Raw genomic sequence first — 17,927 nt, forward strand, 5'->3', positions numbered from 1 at the left:
CTATCCCTTTAACCTCATGGGAAGCCCAGCTGTGACTAACACAACTTCGTCAGCAATCTTGGCGATATCCTGATGCAACCAGCCAGCTTCGTCGACAAAGCGGCGGCTTAACTCCCCCATAGGCACTATGCCACACCCTACCTCATTGCTCACTAAATAGAGCTCTCCAGGCAACAATGGCAGGGCTTGCAACAGCATAGTTTTGGCTTTATGCCAACTCTCTTCTGACTGAGTTTTAGGCTCAATGAGCAGATGATTGGTCAGCCAAAGCGTTAAACAGTCCACAACTATCACTCTGTTATCTCTAGCAATGGCTTTAAGTGTCTCCACCAGCTCAAAGGGCGTCTCATAGGTTAACCACTCAATACTGTCTTGCTCTCTATCGAGCTGATGTCTGGCGATCCTTTCATGCATCTCACTGTCCAGCGCCTGAGCAGTCGCGAGATAAACACATTCATACCCCTTTGTAGCGAGTGCAACTGCGGCTTGAGTAGCAAAACGGGTTTTGCCACTCCTAGCGCCCCCTAAAATCAGATGGTTCACAGTGAGAATCCCAACAACATAAGGTAACAGGCTAACTCAGCAAACTGTTGAGTCGCCCCCAGAGTATCTCCTGTATAGCCGCCAATTTGACGATGAAATAGATAGATAAGCCCCCAGCGCAGCAGCACAAGTCCGATAGCAATATAGAGGGCGCCGCTCAATCCACTACACCAGAGCACAAACACTGCCGTCGCCAGTAAGATCAATAACTCATTGACTGTCTGATTTTGAGCCAGAGGTTTGCTTTTACTAGAATCATCATCGCGAACATAGGATTGGGAAAAGATAAGGCTCGCCGCGGTCACTCGGCTCAAGGTGTGGCCGACTATCAGAGCTGTCACGACGATATCTGGGTTATAGAGCGCCAACTCACTGAGCACAATGAACTTAAGCATAAGCCCCATCACCAGAGCGAGCGCCCCATAGGTGCCTATCCTTGAGTCTTTCATTATCTTAAGTTTATCGGCCACACTCCATCCACCACCTAAACCGTCGGCGGTATCGGCCAATCCATCTTCATGAAAGCCACCAGTCACCACTAATCCGGCGATCATGGCAAATATAATGCTGACAGAAACAGGGAGAAACCCGCGAGTTATCTCATAAACCAGCGCACAGATCCCTCCCACTAAAAGTCCAATCAGTCCAAAGTAACGATTAGCTTTATTTAAACTCTCGCCATCAACCTTAACCCATCCCGGCATTGGGATACGGGTAAAAAAGCCCATGGCGATAAAAAAAAGAGTCAACTGTTGACGAAAAACATCCATAGAAATATCCAAAAAGCATTGACGAGTAGAAGCTCGAAACTAGAGACTCGAAGCCCGTAACTCGCCAATCGTGTTTTAAATCTCGATCCCAGCATCACTAAAGCTGGCCATCTCATTGTAAAAACCAGCAGCAGCTTGGATCATAGGCAGAGCTAGAGCAGCTCCGGTGCCTTCACCTAATCTCATATCCAGTTTCAATAGCGGGCGCGCATGCAGGTGCTCCATCATCAGGCAGTGACCCCGTTCATCTGATTGATGGCCAAAGATCATATAACCGCGCACATTGGGGTTTATCTTTACCGCTACCATGGCTGCAGCCGTGGCAATAAAGCCATCAACCACCACCAACATGCCTCTCTCGGCAGCGGCAAGCATGGCGCCGGTCATCTGCACTATCTCAAATCCGCCAAGGCAGGCTAAAATATTAAAGGGATCGGTCAACTCAGATTCATGCACATGCATCGCCTGCTCCACCAACATCTGTTTACGCTTTAAAGTTGCCGCGTCGATCCCTGTGCCACGACCCACACAATCGACACTATCCATCTCCATTATGGTTGCCATAATCGCTGCAGCCGAGGTGGTATTTCCTATGCCCATCTCACCTAGGGCAATTAAGTTACATCCAAGCTGATGGTGATGCTCAATACGTGCTCGCGCCATCTCCATCCCTTGTTTCACCGCACCTAATGTCATTGCAGCTTGACGATGGATCGGCGCAGTCCCTGCTCCCAATCGCTGATCGATAATACCAGCAACGCCTTCTAGCGGCTGTAAAATCCCGCAATCGATCACTTCAAGTTCAAAGCCCACCTGACGGCAGAACACATTGATAGCCGCGCCGCCATTAATAAAGTTCATCACCATCTGAGTAGTCACTTCGCTCGGGGCTATCGATACTCCCGCAGCAGCAATACCGTGGTCGGCAGCGAACACCAACAGTTTAGGGTTCAATATTTGAGGCTTATCTTTACCTAGCACACGCGCTATCTGTTTAGCCAAAAACTCAAGTTCACCAAGCGCCCCTAATGGCTTGGTTTTATTGTCAATTCTATGCTGAATTTCATCATCGAACTCATGATTGATTGGCGCAATATCAAACCCAATATCTAACATATTCTACACCTTGATTTAATCATTTATAATTTCAGTACTACAGGCAAGCCATAAGTCAAAAGTCGTAGCAAATACGAGAACTAAGAAAACATGAAAGCGGTAAAGCCGCAAGCCCCATAACCACTCTTTACCTCAAAGGCTCTATTATTTACCAGTAATGAACTAACTCTTTCTCCGCAAAATTGTCAGGAAGAAAACACTACCAATCACAGCCGTAATAATGCCGATAGGCAACTCCTGATGTTCCAATAGTGTCCGAGCCAATACATCAATCCAGATCATAAATAGACCACCGAATAGCGCTGTGGTCAGCAGAGGAAAGTAGCCAGGAAACAACATTCTGACCGTGTGTGGGATCATTAAGCCAACGAAGCCAATCCCACCACAATTCGCCACTAAAATCGCAGTGATGAGCGAGCAGAGCAGCAACATCTGCAGGCGCAAACGGGCGACATTAACGCCTAATGTATGGGCGGTTTCATCTCCTGCACGCATAGCCATTATCTGACGTTTAAATAACAGTATGATTACAGTAGAAAATATCACGACAGCCAAGGGAAGATACAAAGTATCCCAGCTGGCTTTTGCGAAACTACCTAGACTCCAGAAAAGCACTGATGCCGCAGCCTGAGGGCTAGAGAAGTAGAGTAGGAGACTCGTGAGTGCACCAAACATAAATGAGATAGCGACACCAGAAAGCAGCATGCGCTCAATCTGGCTGCTCATGGTGCGGCCACACAAACTCAGCACCATCAATACTGACAAACCAGCACCGATAAATGCCCCCAATGGCAAACTTAACCACTCGTAACGCTCGAACAGCCCTGAGCCAGATAAGAGCCCAGAGCTAGAGAACAGCGTCAACACCACCACAGCGCCAAACGAAGCGCCCGATGAGATCCCAAACAGATAGGGATCCGCCAACGGATTACGGGTCACGGTCTGTAACACACTACCTGCAATAGAGAGACCCGCTCCCGCCGTAAAAGCCAGTAAGATCCGCGGAAACCTAAGTTCTATGATAATCCGCTCGGCAATTCCTGCGCTCTCTCCCGAACCAAAAGCTTTATGCTCTAGTACATTCAACACGTCGGCAAAGGAGAGATCCGCAGCGCCAAAACTCGCTGCAGCCACCAAGGAGACAAGCGAGATGATCAATAAAGAGAGGTTAATCCCAACCTGATGTAGGCTAGGCTTTATGGCCACAGTCATCTTGCCCTCCCTGCTTCTCTCTAATGGAGGAGTAGCCATAGAAATAGCTGATCTGAGGATTGGCATGTTGAGGATGCGGCTCGACTTTACAGCAAACACCAAATACGTCCCCAATTCGCTGCTCTGTTAACACCTCTACTGGTGTGCCATGAGAGATACACTTGCCAGCATCTAATAACAGCAATTGATCGCACAGTGCACTGGCAAGATTTAGATCATGAATAGAGGTGATAACCGAAATATTAAGGCTGCGAAGCAGCTCTAAGATCTGTATCTGGTAACGAATATCAAGATGATTAGTAGGCTCATCTAAAATCAGCAGTTTAGGTCTTTGGACTATCGCCCGGGCAATTAATGCACGCTGCTTCTCACCACCAGAAAGGTGCTCATAAGTTTGCCCTGCTTTATGGGTCAACCCCACTTTTGCTAGCGCATCAGTGATAATTTCTCTGTCTTTAGCTGTGGTTATATCGAAAGGTCCCTTATGGGGCGTTAACCCAATAGCCACAAGCTGTGCTGTGGTCAGGTCAAAATGGTGTGGCGTATCCTGAAGTACAACCGCAACTCGCTTAGCAAACTCCTTTGCTGATAGTGTTGTTATCTCATCACCAAAAAGGGTAATTGTGCCTGAACTTGGTTTAATGTAGCGGTAAAGGCAGCGCAGTAGACTGGACTTACCTGCGCCATTGGGACCAATGATGCCTAACATCTCCCCTTTCGTCAGACAGAAGTGGATACCGGATAAGATCTCACGCTCATCGGCATGCCAGCTTAAATTATCGACCTTAAGTATTTCAGTCTCTTGAACACTCTGCTTTATCACTTAACGCTCCGAGTGAAGCTTGAGCGGCAAATTTCAGGCACAACAAACATCGAGATGTGGAGCAACCCGAACTGGCTTAACTTGTTGATGATGACGTGGCACTGCCAATTGATGCAGTGAAAAAACAGCATTTGAAACGCTCCCTCGAGTTACCCGCTCGAGTTTTTTAGCGACAAAGTTAGGCAGGTATCCTGACTCATGGTTTAAAGAGGTACTCATGTCCTAGGTCCTAGATTTAGATCCTAACGACCTCTTTAAAACACATACAGTTGCGGGTACAGTTTGGGCTATTAATAGCTAAATGCTACTCCCCAATTCCCTATTAAGATTGAGTTCGCTTTCAAGCGCTTTGTTGTACTCAGCACTTGCTCGCTCCCAACACCTCACTTTGCGGATCTACCTCTGGGCATTCACTCTATCAGCAGCCAAGTTAAACAGATCCTAGGTGGCGCTATTATGCCGTGTTTAATAGCTGAGTAAAACCGTACCGATTGAATAAATTCACTTGGTATTACCGCCCCAATGCAGTTTAGTGAATAGCTCCCCTTGAGCTGAACTGTAAACGGTGATCTTCACCACACAGGCATAATCCAGTGCAAGCTGAGTATAAAAGCCTGCAACTCCTGTTGCACCTAATGCCTTAGACATTAGATGACGGATCACACCACCATGGGTCACCAGTAGCAAGGTCTGCCCGCTGTACTGGCTTATTATCCTCTCCCATCCCTGATTTACTCTGGCCTCAAACTCCTGCATCGTCTCGCCATTAGGTGGCGTAAACGCCCAAGGGTTCTTCCAGTACATATCCAGCACACTTGAGCTCTGCTGAAACAGTGTCTCTAGTGTCTCACCATCCCAGTCGCCAAAATCTATCTCCTTGAGTCCATCCTCCATCTTCAGCGGGATCCCCTTTTCAAGGTAGAGGCTCAAAGCAAATTCGCTACATCGGCGCAGTGGAGAGCAGATCACCTGCTCAAACTCAATATCTAACCCAGCTAATGCATGCTGCATCTGCTCCTTGCCAAGCTGACTCAAGGCCACATCGGTCTGGCCTCGTAATATATCACCGCCTTCGCATTCACCGTGACGCATCAGGTAAAGGCTGGTCGTTTTACCATTGCTCCAATCTTGCGTTTCACTTTCTTCCATCCATCGCCTCCGACATTCACTTCCTTCCACACCTTCAATATCCACACAGCCTAAGTTTGCAATCTATCCCCTCTTAGTCAAGCAATACTAATCGGTATAGGATGGATACTCGACTATCACCGGACTCTGGTTTATTATGGACGTCTATACGTATAAACATCCAAAATAAAGTTCAGATAAAACCACATGCCAAATTAACTGAAATTGGTATAAAAACAGAGTAAACATCTGAAAGTATAGATTTATAATATAGGCACACGCTTGAGCCTGAGCAATTAAGTCGTTAAAACAGGTAGAATTTATGACCACTGGAACCCTAAGTACCAAAAACATAAAAGCGAAAGGCCAACAACTCGAGCAGCAGCTGAAACAGCAATTGAGCGACGGGATCCTTATCCTAGATGGCGCCATGGGCACCATGATCCAAGACTGCAAATTCGAAGAGGATGCCTTTCGTGGTGAGCAGTTTAAGGAGTGGCATTGTGATGTTAAGGGCAACAACGACATGTTGGTGCTCACCCAGCCAGATGCGATTAAACAGATCCACAAAGATTACCTACTGGCCGGTGCCGATATTATCGAGACCAACACCTTTAACGCGACCCGTATCGCCATGGCCGATTACGACATGCAGGAGCATTCGGCCTCGATCAACCTTGAGGGGGCTCGCTTAGCCCGCGCCGCTGCCGATGAAGTCGAACAAGAGACAGGTAGAAGCTGTTATGTGGCTGGTGTTCTAGGTCCAACCAATCGAACCTGCTCAATCAGCCCCGATGTGAACGATCCTGGCTATCGTAACGTCAGTTTCGATGAATTAGTCGAAGCCTATATTGAATCTATCAATGCATTAGTCCAAGGCGGCGCCGATATCATCATGGTGGAAACCATTTTCGATACGCTCAACGCCAAAGCTGCACTGTTTGCTATTGAAACCGTGTTTGATGAGCAAGATTTCCGTTTACCTATCATGATCTCAGGCACCATAACCGATGCCTCAGGCCGTACCCTTACCGGACAAACCACCGAAGCCTTCTACAACTCATTACGTCACGTTAAGCCGCTCTCTATCGGCCTTAACTGTGCACTGGGACCAAAAGAGCTACGTCCCTATGTAGAAGAGTTATCAAAAATCTCTGAGTGTTTTGTCTCGGCGCACCCCAATGCGGGTCTACCAAATGAGTTTGGCGGTTATGATGAAACACCGAAACAGATGGCCGATATCATTGGCGAGTGGGCCGAGGAGGGTTTTCTCAATATTATTGGCGGCTGTTGTGGTACCACACCCGATCACATCCGAGTTATTCGTGAAGCTGTGATTAAGCACCCGGCGCGTAAACTACCCGATATTCCAGTAGCTTGTCGCCTCTCAGGCCTTGAGCCTCTGACCATAGATGAGAACTCACTCTTCCTTAACGTGGGTGAGCGTACTAACGTCACCGGCTCTGCCAAATTCCTACGCCTGATTAAAACTGGCGAATATGAAGAAGCACTGAGTGTCGCCCGCGATCAAGTGGAAAACGGCGCTCAGATCATCGATATCAACATGGATGAGGGGATGCTCGACGGCGTCGAGGTGATGCAGAAATTCCTCAACCTTATCGCTTCAGAGCCAGATATCTCCCGCGTACCGATCATGATCGACTCCTCCAAATGGGAGGTGATCGAAGCCGGCCTAAAATGCATTCAGGGCAAAGGGATCGTTAACTCCATCTCCCTAAAAGAGGGCGAAGAGAAGTTTATTGAGCAAGCCAAACTGGTTAAACGCTATGGCGCTGCTGCCATTATCATGGCTTTTGATGAAACAGGCCAAGCGGACACCGAGGCACGTAAAGTCGAGATCTGTACTCGCGCTTACAACGTTTTGGTCGACAAGGTTGGCTTCCCACCAGAAGATATTATCTTTGACCCCAACATCTTCGCCATCGCAACCGGTATCGAGGAGCATGATAACTATGCCGTCGATTTTATCGAAGCAACCCGCGAGATAAAGCGTACCCTGCCCCACGCTATGATCTCAGGAGGAGTATCCAATGTCTCCTTCTCATTTCGCGGTAATAACCCAGTGCGAGAAGCGATTCACGCCGTATTCCTCTATCACGCGATTCAAGCTGGCATGGACATGGGTATCGTTAACGCTGGGCAGCTAGCCATATATGACGATATCGACCCTGAGCTAAAAGAGAAAGTTGAAGCCATAGTACAAAACCTCCCCTGCAGCGCAGTGGATAAAAACGGTGAAGCAACCAATAACACTGAGCTATTGCTCGAGGTTGCAGAAAAATTCCGTGGCGATGGCGCTCAAACTGGCAAAAAAGAGGATCTCGAGTGGCGCACTAAGCCCGTGAATGAGCGTCTAGCTCACGCACTGGTCAAGGGCATTACCGACTATATCGATGAAGATACTGAAGAGGCGCGTACAGCGGCCACCAGACCACTGGATGTAATTGAAGGTCCTCTGATGGATGGCATGAACATCGTTGGCGATCTCTTTGGCTCCGGTAAGATGTTCCTACCACAGGTGGTGAAATCCGCCCGAGTGATGAAAAAAGCCGTAGCTTACCTCAACCCTTACATCGAGCTTGAAAAGGTCGCCGGTCAATCTAACGGTAAGATCTTAATGGTCACGGTAAAAGGTGACGTACACGATATCGGCAAGAATATTGTTGGCGTGGTACTGGCCTGTAACGGCTATGAGGTGATCGATCTCGGTGTGATGGTTCCTGTTGAGAAGATAATTGAGGTCGCCAAAGCGGAGAATGTCGATATTATCGGGATGTCAGGACTTATCACCCCAAGTCTAGACGAGATGGTGCATAACGTTAAAAGCTTCCATAAAGCGGGCCTAACCATCCCTTCGATTATTGGTGGTGCCACCTGCTCTAAAATTCACACCGCAGTGAAAATAGCCCCACATGCACCAACTGGCGCCATCTATATTGCCGATGCCTCGCGCGCCGTTCCTATGGTTTCTAAGCTAATTAATGATGACACTCGTCAAGCCACCATAGATGAAGCCTATAACGAATATGATGTGATGCGTGAAAAACGCCTTTCACAGGCTAAACGTAAAGTGATCACCTCAATCGAAGCTGCCCGTGAAAATTGTTGCCAGCACGACTGGGAGAGCTACACCCCATTTGTGCCTAACCAATTAGGTCGTCAGGTATTCGATGATTACCCACTAGAAGATCTCGTCGATCGCATCGACTGGACACCGTTTTTCCGCAGCTGGGAGCTGTACGGCCACTTCCCTAAGATTTTAGATGATGAAGTCGTCGGTGAAGAGGCACGTAAACTGTTTAGCGACGGTAAGGCCATGCTTAAGAAGATCATCGATGAGAAGTGGCTCACCGCCAAAGGCGTTATCGGTCTGTTCCCTGCAAATACCGTGGGACATGACGACATAGAACTCTACACAGATGAAAGCCGTAGTGAACTTGAGATAACCACCCATCATCTGCGGATGCAGATTGAGCGTGTGGGCAATGACAACTTCTGCCTCGCCGACTTTGTCGCTCCTAAAGACTCTGGCGTTGCCGATTACATGGGTGGCTTCGCAGTCACCGCAGGTCACGGTATCGACGAGCATGTTGAGCGTTTCGAAGCTGACCACGATGACTACAGCGCCATTATGCTCAAGTGTCTGGCAGACCGCTTGGCCGAAGCCTTTGCAGAGCGTATGCATGAACGCGTTCGTAAGGAGTTCTGGGGTTATGCTGCCGATGAGGTACTCGATAACGAAGCGCTTATTCGTGAGAAATACAAAGGGATCCGCCCCGCACCCGGTTACCCAGCTTGTCCCGATCACACCGAGAAAGGCTTGCTATGGGATCTACTAAAACCCGATGAAACTATCGGCCTTAACATCACCGAGAGCTTTGCTATGTTCCCCACCGCCGCAGTTTCAGGCTGGTATTTTGCTCATCCTAAATCACGTTACTTTGGCGTGACCAATATCGGCCGAGATCAGGTAGAGGATTATGCAGCGCGTAAAGGGATGAGTGTGGAGGAGGTTGAGAGGTGGCTAGCACCAGTGTTGGACTATGACCCAGAGTAAGAGTGACCCAGAATAATCTGGTCGTTCCTATTATTTAAATTGCGCCTGCTGGCTGATGAGATATCTGTTTTGATTCTTATTGGTGGCAGGTGTTTTTGTATCAATTGTGAGAAGTTACGGCGGTCCTATTTTTTCATTGCCATCCCAGTGTTCTTTCCTCAATTAAATCAGCGGAAGCATAGCGCTCAGTAGTGGGAATGTTCTTTGCTTCTTCTCTTATGCTGCAAGCTATTCACCACAGAGGACACGGAGAAAATCAAAAGCGATAATCTTTTACTCTTGTTTTTTCTCACAGCGCAGCGTTCTGTTATCCGTAAGCGAAGCGTTCCGTCAACCATGAGCAGCTCGTTCTGTACTCAAGCGGCCGCCCTCGACGTTCATCTAAGTTTTTCTAACAGTGAGCCTGCGAACGACCTCGCAGGAACCTAGTGCCGTCCTAGCAGGGCAAAGCCCGCCCTCTGCTTCTCCCACTATCTCTCGCAATTATCTCTGCCACTATCTTTCACCACAACCAGACGCCTTCATTAACATTATATAAATTAATATTCTTCTTAATATTATTTAATATAGCCCAACGGTTCTATCAGCTTATCAACCACACACTTTCAAACTCACAACAAAACCGAACAAATAGAGCTTTTAATCTATTAAAAAATATCAAAAAAATCAGATTTAAAAACCTCCAGCGTATATAAAATTGATACGTTCCATATATAAAACTGATACGTCATAAACATCTTTTCATATTTACTCGCCCAAAATTTCGTGATCAAAATCACACTTCAGCACATAGGAATAAAACTTACATAAAATAACAACTAAACCAATTAAAACATATAGATAAAAACAAACACCACAAACCAAGCAGACACAATACAGGCACAAATGAAATATATAACCCCAAGAAAAAGATACATACGACGCGAAAATGTTAACCAGTCAGCGTTCAACCTATAAATTTAAACATATAAAAACCATCATGAAAATAAATAAAAACCAAAACGATTGACACTATTTAAATAAAAAATCTAACATCACAAAAAACAACAAAGTTAATTATTCAAATAGCACTAAAATATAAAAAAGAGGATTAAACATGATAAGAAACCGTTCGGAATCTACAATAATTACCAGTATCAAAGTAATAAGTTCACTAATTGTAAGTGTTATTAGCTTCCAGTCATACGCATTGACAATTGATGCTAAAGATCTACTGTACGGGCAGATCCCTTCATCAGATGAAGTTGTCACTGTCTATGCAAGTGATGCTAACTGGAAGAGAGAGATATTCCTTCCTATCAAGCCAAAAAATAATACAAAAATTAATGTTTCATCAGATGCGGCTTACCATTTTGATGTAAATGGGGAGATCGTTGGATTTAATGAAATAACGGTCAGCAAAGGCGAACGATACCAATTTGTATATAAAAATAATCTAAGAAGTTGGTTACTTACAACTAACAATTTTACCCCCAATAGTATCGGCCAAACCATTCCAAACAGTAAAAAGTATGTCACTTACACACTTTCAAATGCGAATTGGTATAACACCATATTCTTACCAAGCGAAAAAGGAGATGCTGACAAAATACTCATACGTTCAGTCGCAACCTACGACACTCATTTAAATGCTGACAACCTGCTTCATGGACAAGGTGATCTGCTTATAAAAACTGGTGATAGCTTTATTCTTAATTGGAGCGATAAAGAGAGTAAGTGGGCTGTACAAACTGTTGGTTACAAAGCTAAAGCAACCTCAACAATACGCGATATTACTTTTGCAGAGCTATCGATAAACACCTCCACTAAAGGCAATCAACTATACAATAATGGTTATATGCAAAAACCTATTGAGATCAAATATAGAGCCTACCTTTATGGCGATGATATAGCTCAAACCCCCATAGAGTTATCAGCCGAAGAGGAAAAATATTACTTAAAAATAGCTCAATTTGGAGAGTCAACGCCACAGCCTATATCGTTACTTTATCCACAGATAGATATCTCATCCTCAGTCAATGAGCGATATGAATCCAGCCTTGGTCAAAGTAGTTACCGTGCAGAGCCACGCAGCAACAATTACTTCAAGGCCACCGTTTACATGACTTATAAAGGGCTTTCGGGAACTGATACAAACAATAGCTTAGATCTATGTGTATTCGCTAACCCAGAAAGAACAGATGACTATGGTCCTATTTCAGGCTACCCAAATGATAACTGTAACTCCGCGGCACCAGGAAATAACTATAGAAGAGTCAACGTTATCAAAGGGGAATACAATCGATATGTCGACAGTGGCTATGACGCAAACAGTGTCAAAATGTCATTTGATGAAGACAAGGTTCTCTGTGTGAATGAGGTCGATTGTCATAACAAATATAGAGTAAGAAATGGTTGGACCCGAGGTGTCAGTTACGCAAAAGAAAATCATTATGTTTTTAGCTCACAAAGGAATAATCATTATTTCAGACCTGTCGATGGTGTTAAATCGATAGGAGTGGCTAGAGGGTGTGTTTTTGACAGCAAAGGCGATCAAGTTGATGGTATTTGTAACAATGTAAAAAGTAGTAACTGGGATTTAGAAGACTGGTACACGACAGACTTTTTATTTGGCAATACCTCTATGCGTGACTTCTCATACTCAACAAAAGATAAGAACAGTAGTAATAGTGGTTTTAGCTCACAAGATACTTGGCGCTTCTATTTAACCGATGTTAATAGAGAGAACTCATTTTCTATTGTGGCAACCAAATCTGTCATCGATTTTTACTCAGGTGATAGTGGTAACTTTGTATTTTGGACAGACGCAGGTCACTGGTCAGCTTCGACCTCAGGAAACAAAGTCGATATCAGTCATCAAATAGAAGATAACTACGGCAATCATTTCATATTCAGCGCTAAAGTCATTGGCGAAACGAATATGGGGGCCAATGCGGGTGTCTCTGATCAATACGTATTAACTAAACTCGATAGATCTAGCATAAAAATAGTGCCTGTCTACGATTAGTATCCCCACTTAAAAATATAAGGCCGAAAAACGGCCTTTAACTCAATTAGCTTATTGGGAATCCCCATGGAAAATTCAAATAAGAAAGATGCATTAAATTGCATAAGTAGACGAAACTTTTTAAGTGGTAGCATTTCAATTGCGCTCTTAACAGGAATTTCATTAACCTCGATAAAAAGCATGGCAAAAGCCATTAACCTCGATTCAAATTTATTGTTAACTATCATCAAGCATGAACTGTCTGGATTTAATGGTGAACTGCTAGACCCTATTACTGGTAACTATCAGCTTGGGCAAGGTTATCGTTTCTATAACCCCATTTTAATGCGCTTTCAATCACCTGACTCCATGAGCCCCTTTGGTGAGGCTGGCCTTAATGTATATGCCTATTGCCACGGTGATCCGGTCAATTTCAATGACCCAACGGGTCATTTAGACGGATGGAAAATTGGTTTTGGAATTTTTGCTGTCGTCACAGGCATTATTGGTGCCGTTTTAGCCCCCTTTACTGGTGGAACATCATTTGCTGTAGCTATGGGGGTCCTTAGCGGCGTATTAGGAGCTATTGGAGGCAGCTTAACCATAGCTTCGGCTGCTGTTGAAGATTCAAACCCAACAGCCGCTGCAAATTTAGATATTGCCTCAATTGTCTTTTCTGTCGCATCCATTGCTGCTGGCGTTTCCGGCGCACTAAAAGGCACAGTGAGCGGATTTAAATCTCGCTTTAGTACAAGTAACTTTAAAACCACATCGAAATTAAAAATTGGTAAAAGCGCCAAAGCTCGTAATGATAAATTTTTTACCAAAATTAAAGATAATTCTTTTAAAGAAGTCGACGCACGTAGCGGTGCGTTAAGCGTTGAGACTGCCGATACTGTTATGGCAACTAAGCTAGAGTCTCATGTTGTCGGCCAACGTGATCTCTCCTCAAAGTTTATCTCCATGAAGCCAAAAACACAGTATAAACCCACACGTTTTTTGAATAACACCATGGCTTGGAAAGTTGAAAATATAGCTAAGACAGGGATGAACTCTGGACATTTTGCTAGGAGCTTTGCTGGGGCACTTGTTAGGCAGGGCTTATCTATGTCTTCAGGCAGTTTTTTAGCAGCATCAAAACTAGTCACAGCAAGAGATAAACTAGACAATATCAACGAAAACAACAATACCGATACACCACAAGCGCCCGGAACATTCGGACAGATCCAAGCCACCTTCTCTCTCGACACTGACATCGTCAACCGCCAAATACGTAATGGTATTTTCGCCTAAACCTAATAGATATGGAGTGACAAAATGGCTGATCAGGTTTTCACATATGCGAATAACTACAATGGCTTTGCTACAGGTGATGTTAATGAACGCACTGGGTCTTTTGATTTTTCAATACATCTCGTCAAAATTAATGCGAACAAATTAAAAGGGCCTGAATTAGAGATAAATACAAGCATTGATACCTTTAATCAACAGGATCATGGCTTTGGTCCTGGGCTAAAATTAAGCTTATCAAAAATAGATTTGATTAATCATATTTTCACTAATTCAAGTGGCGTTTCAATTAAGTTAGATATTAGAAATATTTTACCAGCAGAGCCCTGTTTAAATGACTTTAAGATTGAATATAACTCAAGGGTAAAAGAGTACAAAGTTAGCTATATAGATGGGCAAAAGGACTTTTTAAAAACTGATGCTCAGGGTAAATCCGCAAACCTAGTGAGAAAAGAAAATACATTAGGGAATGGGGTTAATTTTAGATGGTCATCAACCAATCAATTAATTGAAATAAAAGACGATTCTGGTTTTATATTTTTAAGCGTAAAAAAAATAGGGGCAGGTGGAGCAAAAGAGATTAGCCTGCTAGGCGGTAAATACTTTGTATTCATCAATTCTAATGAAAAACTCACCACGCTTTCTCTACCTTATGAAAACCAAGGCGCTTACCAGAACGCATTAAACTATAAAATAGTTAAAAAATACGATGGGAAAAGCAACGTTTACTGCATTGATGAGGTGCTTTTACCCGATGAAACAGCCCATAAGCTAGTATATGGTCAATATCTATCACTCCCTGCACGTGCCGGTTTTACATCACTGCCCGTTGTCACTGAACATTCGCTAATACGCTCAGGGCAGACAATCAGGAAGACGACCTTCGACTTCCTGCTAGAGGGTCATCAAGGCAATAATGCTTATGGCCTAGGCGCTTCTGTGCCCTATCAAGCCTATAGCGACACCATGTATAGAATAAAAACTCCCTACTTCTATCGTAGTCAAAAAACCAGTGTCGATCATGAAGGACATTCACTGGTAACCACTCAAAAGTTTGATAAATTCCATAATATTCGTGAAGCAAAAATCGAGTATAAGAACTGTATAACAACAGAGGAGACAACTTACTTCTCTACAGACAATGGTGATATATCAACCCAAGATCCAAGATTAAAGCTGATAAAGAACCATAAGAAGCAGTTTTCAAACAATGGTAGCAGTCGCACTGAATCAATTTATTATCAGTTTGATAATTATGGCAATTTACTCAACGAGTATGATCCTGAAGAGGGTGTATCGATTACTTATGAATATTACAACACCCTTAATGGTGCAATAGATAACGCGATTGAAAAATGCCCTAAATACGGCTTTATTTACTTCTTAAAGTCGCAATCAATTACAGATACTAAAACAGATGAAGCACGCATCGTTTCTCGAAGGAAATATCGTTTACTCCATGATTCTGTTTGTATTGAAGAAGATAAAAATGAATATTCACAAACAAAAGTTAGCTACAGCTACTGTCCAGCAGGAGACGATCTTGGCCGAATAAGTGCAATCATATTAGAGAGCAATAACCATCAAAATAGAGAAGAGAGTCATTATGAGATCATTGATAATAAGCTAAAGGTAACGACTACGACGTCCTGCTCTAGTGAATTAAATGACTCCATTAAAAACTTTACACTGTTTAACATGACATCTGGAGAGATAGTAGAGAAAAACGAACAAGGAAGATCCGTTCGTTTAGATTATTATTTTGATGGAAGGCTCCAGGCTGAAATCACAGCTCCAAACTCGGAGTATGAATGCAAAAAAGAGTATATTTACTTCGACTCTCAAAGCAAAATTGAAGAATTCGATTCTTATGGTAATAATAAAACGACTCAGTATGACGCACTCGGCCAAGTAAGAGAGGTCTATCTAACCATACCTGGAGTGATAGAGAACTACCTGAATATAAGCAATGAGTTTAATTCGCTGGGACAGCAAATAACAGAAACTCAATACGATAAAACCTTGCCATCAAGCCTTCAATTACCCATCGCAGAGCAAACATGGGCACTGACCAAAAAATTTGAATATGATGGCTGGGGAGAGTGTTTCCAAGTCACGTTACCAGATGGTCAAATTCAAATCGATCAATTTGATCCCATAAGCTTGAAACAGGTAACAGGCACTGCAGGTCAGCCCTATTCAGTTAACCAACGTGATCCCTTAAATCGTCAGGTGATTACCGAGCAATTTGATCAACACAATCAGAAAATGAACGTTGGAACTACGACGGTTTATGATGGATTTGGTCGCATCCGCAATAGCGTGAACCATCTTGGTGTCAACCAAGATTTTGGCCATGATTTACTCAACAGGGTGACTTCAACTAGAGTGCATTACCTACATAATGCTGACTTTATCGATTTCACCACATCAAAAATATACTCGCCGTACCATACCAGTATCGACTTTATCGAGTCTGTCTCCCTAGACAACATAAAATTAGGCCAGCGTAACTTTGATGGCTTTGGTCGCTTAATAGATGAAACCATTGGACAAACTCAAACGAGTTATCATTATTCGGCAGGGGCGATACATTTTCATAAAGTAAAATTGTCAAACGGACAAGAAGTCGATGCACATTTCAATAGTGAGATTGGCGATTATACTCAATTGGGTTTGAAGCATTACATCCCAGATAACTTACGCGGTTCCATCCGTAACGCAGTCAGAGAGGATACTGGCAACCATGTTGATTACGAATATCGATTCGATGGTTTAACCTCAATAGAGAGAAACCACTCCGATACTCAGCACTATGAGTACACGTTATTTGGCTTCCCAGTTGCTTCTAAATTCAGCGATACAGACTATGAGCTTATCGAATACGATGATTTTCAGAGAGTAAAATCGACCTTCGATGGAAGTAATACAGTTAATTATATGAACTATGACCAATTTTCTCGTGTAACAAAAATCATAGTCACAGGTGCTAACCCTACTGAAATAAACCACGATTACTCAAAATTTCCCTATGAGGTCGTGACAACTAGCACACAGGAGACACATCAACTGATTGAAACACGTCAATTTACTGATGACGGTAAAGTTAGAACAAAGCTCACCAGCCTAAACGGCGATATCTTAACTGAACATTTTGAATATGATCCTATTGGACGTTTAACCTCTTACCGAGCAGATGGCGCCAGAAGCCCTAAAGATCAATATGAAAATACTATAGTAAGTCAGGTGTTTCGTTATGATAATTTGAATAATATTTGCCATGTAGCAACCGTTTTTGATGACAGTTCAGTAGATAACTCTGAGCTTATCTATGACATAAACAATCCCACTCAATTAATGCATATTTCACATACCCATGCCTCATATGAAGATATAGATTTGAGTCACGCTTATAATGAGTTTGGCAAGCTCACTCAAGATGAGAAAGGCTTACAGTATTCATATGATGAATACGGTGAAATGAGGGCTATTTATGATGAGCATGGACTATTAATATCATCCTATGAATACGACGCTGTTGGACGACTGATAAGCCAATCGATTAATAATGAACCTAACTTAGAGTTAATCTATTCAGGTAATAAATTAATAGGTCAAAAACAGGGAGAGTTAAGAGTACAGCACCTGCTCGCCGACAATAAACTTATCGGGAAAAAGTTCAGCAGTGCTGAAACTCAACTGGTTTCATCATACCTAACAGACTCAAGTAACACGCCCCTAAGCGTCTCAAAAAAAGGAGATATCAACAATACAGAAAACTACCTTTATACCACTTATGGGTATAGGCACCTTCTAGCTCCACCTTCGTAATTATCGAACTTAAAGTATCAAGGCACGCTCCGTGCCTTCTTCTCTGCTTTCAACCTTTCCACTCGTACCTCGAAGCAAAGTGAGCTAACAGTGGGCCTGCAAACATTCTCACAGGTTCGAAATGCTCCCCAAGCAGAGTAAGGTGATTCC

10 protein-coding genes and 1 riboswitch are annotated in these 17,927 nt (G+C 43.7%); of the genes, 4 read left to right on the top strand and 6 right to left on the bottom strand.

What is annotated here, in order from left to right; translation table 11 throughout:
- From cobU to K0625_RS02610, 6 genes are all read right to left on the bottom strand, one after another.
- Positions 1-543 (bottom strand): bifunctional adenosylcobinamide kinase/adenosylcobinamide-phosphate guanylyltransferase, encoded by a 543-nt coding sequence (cobU, locus tag K0625_RS02585; protein WP_220108239.1) that lies wholly within the window; start codon positions 541-543, stop codon positions 1-3.
- Positions 540-1,313 (bottom strand): adenosylcobinamide-GDP ribazoletransferase, encoded by a 774-nt coding sequence (locus tag K0625_RS02590; RefSeq protein WP_220108240.1) that lies wholly within the window; start codon positions 1,311-1,313, stop codon positions 540-542. Before K0625_RS02590 ends, cobU begins: the two co-directional genes overlap by 4 nt.
- Positions 1,314-1,388: 75 nt before the next feature.
- A complete protein-coding gene (cobT, locus tag K0625_RS02595; RefSeq protein ID WP_220108241.1) occupies positions 1,389-2,429 on the bottom strand; it encodes a nicotinate-nucleotide--dimethylbenzimidazole phosphoribosyltransferase in 1,041 nt (346 codons plus the stop codon).
- Between the two features lie 162 nt (positions 2,430-2,591).
- The gene (locus tag K0625_RS02600) at positions 2,592-3,641 is read right to left on the bottom strand and encodes a FecCD family ABC transporter permease (protein ID WP_220108242.1); all 1,050 of its coding nucleotides are present in this window, start codon (positions 3,639-3,641) and stop codon (positions 2,592-2,594) included.
- Positions 3,619-4,464 (bottom strand): ABC transporter ATP-binding protein, encoded by an 846-nt coding sequence (locus K0625_RS02605; RefSeq protein WP_220108243.1) that lies wholly within the window; start codon positions 4,462-4,464, stop codon positions 3,619-3,621. The genes K0625_RS02600 and K0625_RS02605 overlap by 23 nt, the downstream gene beginning before the upstream one ends.
- Positions 4,465-4,628: 164 nt before the next feature.
- Positions 4,629-4,831: riboswitch (cobalamin riboswitch) on the bottom strand.
- Between the two features lie 134 nt (positions 4,832-4,965).
- Positions 4,966-5,613, bottom strand: coding sequence for a histidine phosphatase family protein (locus tag K0625_RS02610; protein ID WP_220108244.1), 648 nt, complete (start codon positions 5,611-5,613; stop codon positions 4,966-4,968).
- A 301-nt stretch (positions 5,614-5,914) separates the two neighbouring features.
- Here K0625_RS02610 and metH point away from each other — a divergent pair, with 301 nt between their 5' ends.
- The 4 genes from metH to K0625_RS02630 all read left to right on the top strand — a co-directional run bounded on the left by metH (position 5,915) and on the right by K0625_RS02630 (position 17,777).
- Positions 5,915-9,670, top strand: a complete 3,756-nt coding sequence (metH, locus tag K0625_RS02615; RefSeq protein ID WP_232846892.1) for a methionine synthase — start codon at positions 5,915-5,917, stop codon at positions 9,668-9,670.
- A gap of 1,096 nt (positions 9,671-10,766) precedes the next feature.
- Entirely contained in the window at positions 10,767-12,677 is a 1,911-nt protein-coding gene (locus tag K0625_RS02620; protein WP_220108245.1) for a hypothetical protein, read from the top strand.
- A gap of 66 nt (positions 12,678-12,743) precedes the next feature.
- Complete coding sequence (locus K0625_RS02625) at positions 12,744-13,949, top strand: RHS repeat-associated core domain-containing protein (RefSeq protein ID WP_220108246.1); 1,206 nt, start codon at positions 12,744-12,746, stop codon at positions 13,947-13,949.
- A gap of 24 nt (positions 13,950-13,973) precedes the next feature.
- Complete coding sequence (locus K0625_RS02630; RefSeq protein WP_220108247.1) at positions 13,974-17,777, top strand: RHS repeat domain-containing protein; 3,804 nt, start codon at positions 13,974-13,976, stop codon at positions 17,775-17,777.
- The last annotated feature ends 150 nt before the right edge of the window (positions 17,778-17,927 follow it).

Source organism: Shewanella nanhaiensis (assembly GCF_019457885.1).
Taxonomy (GTDB): domain Bacteria; phylum Pseudomonadota; class Gammaproteobacteria; order Enterobacterales; family Shewanellaceae; genus Shewanella; species Shewanella nanhaiensis.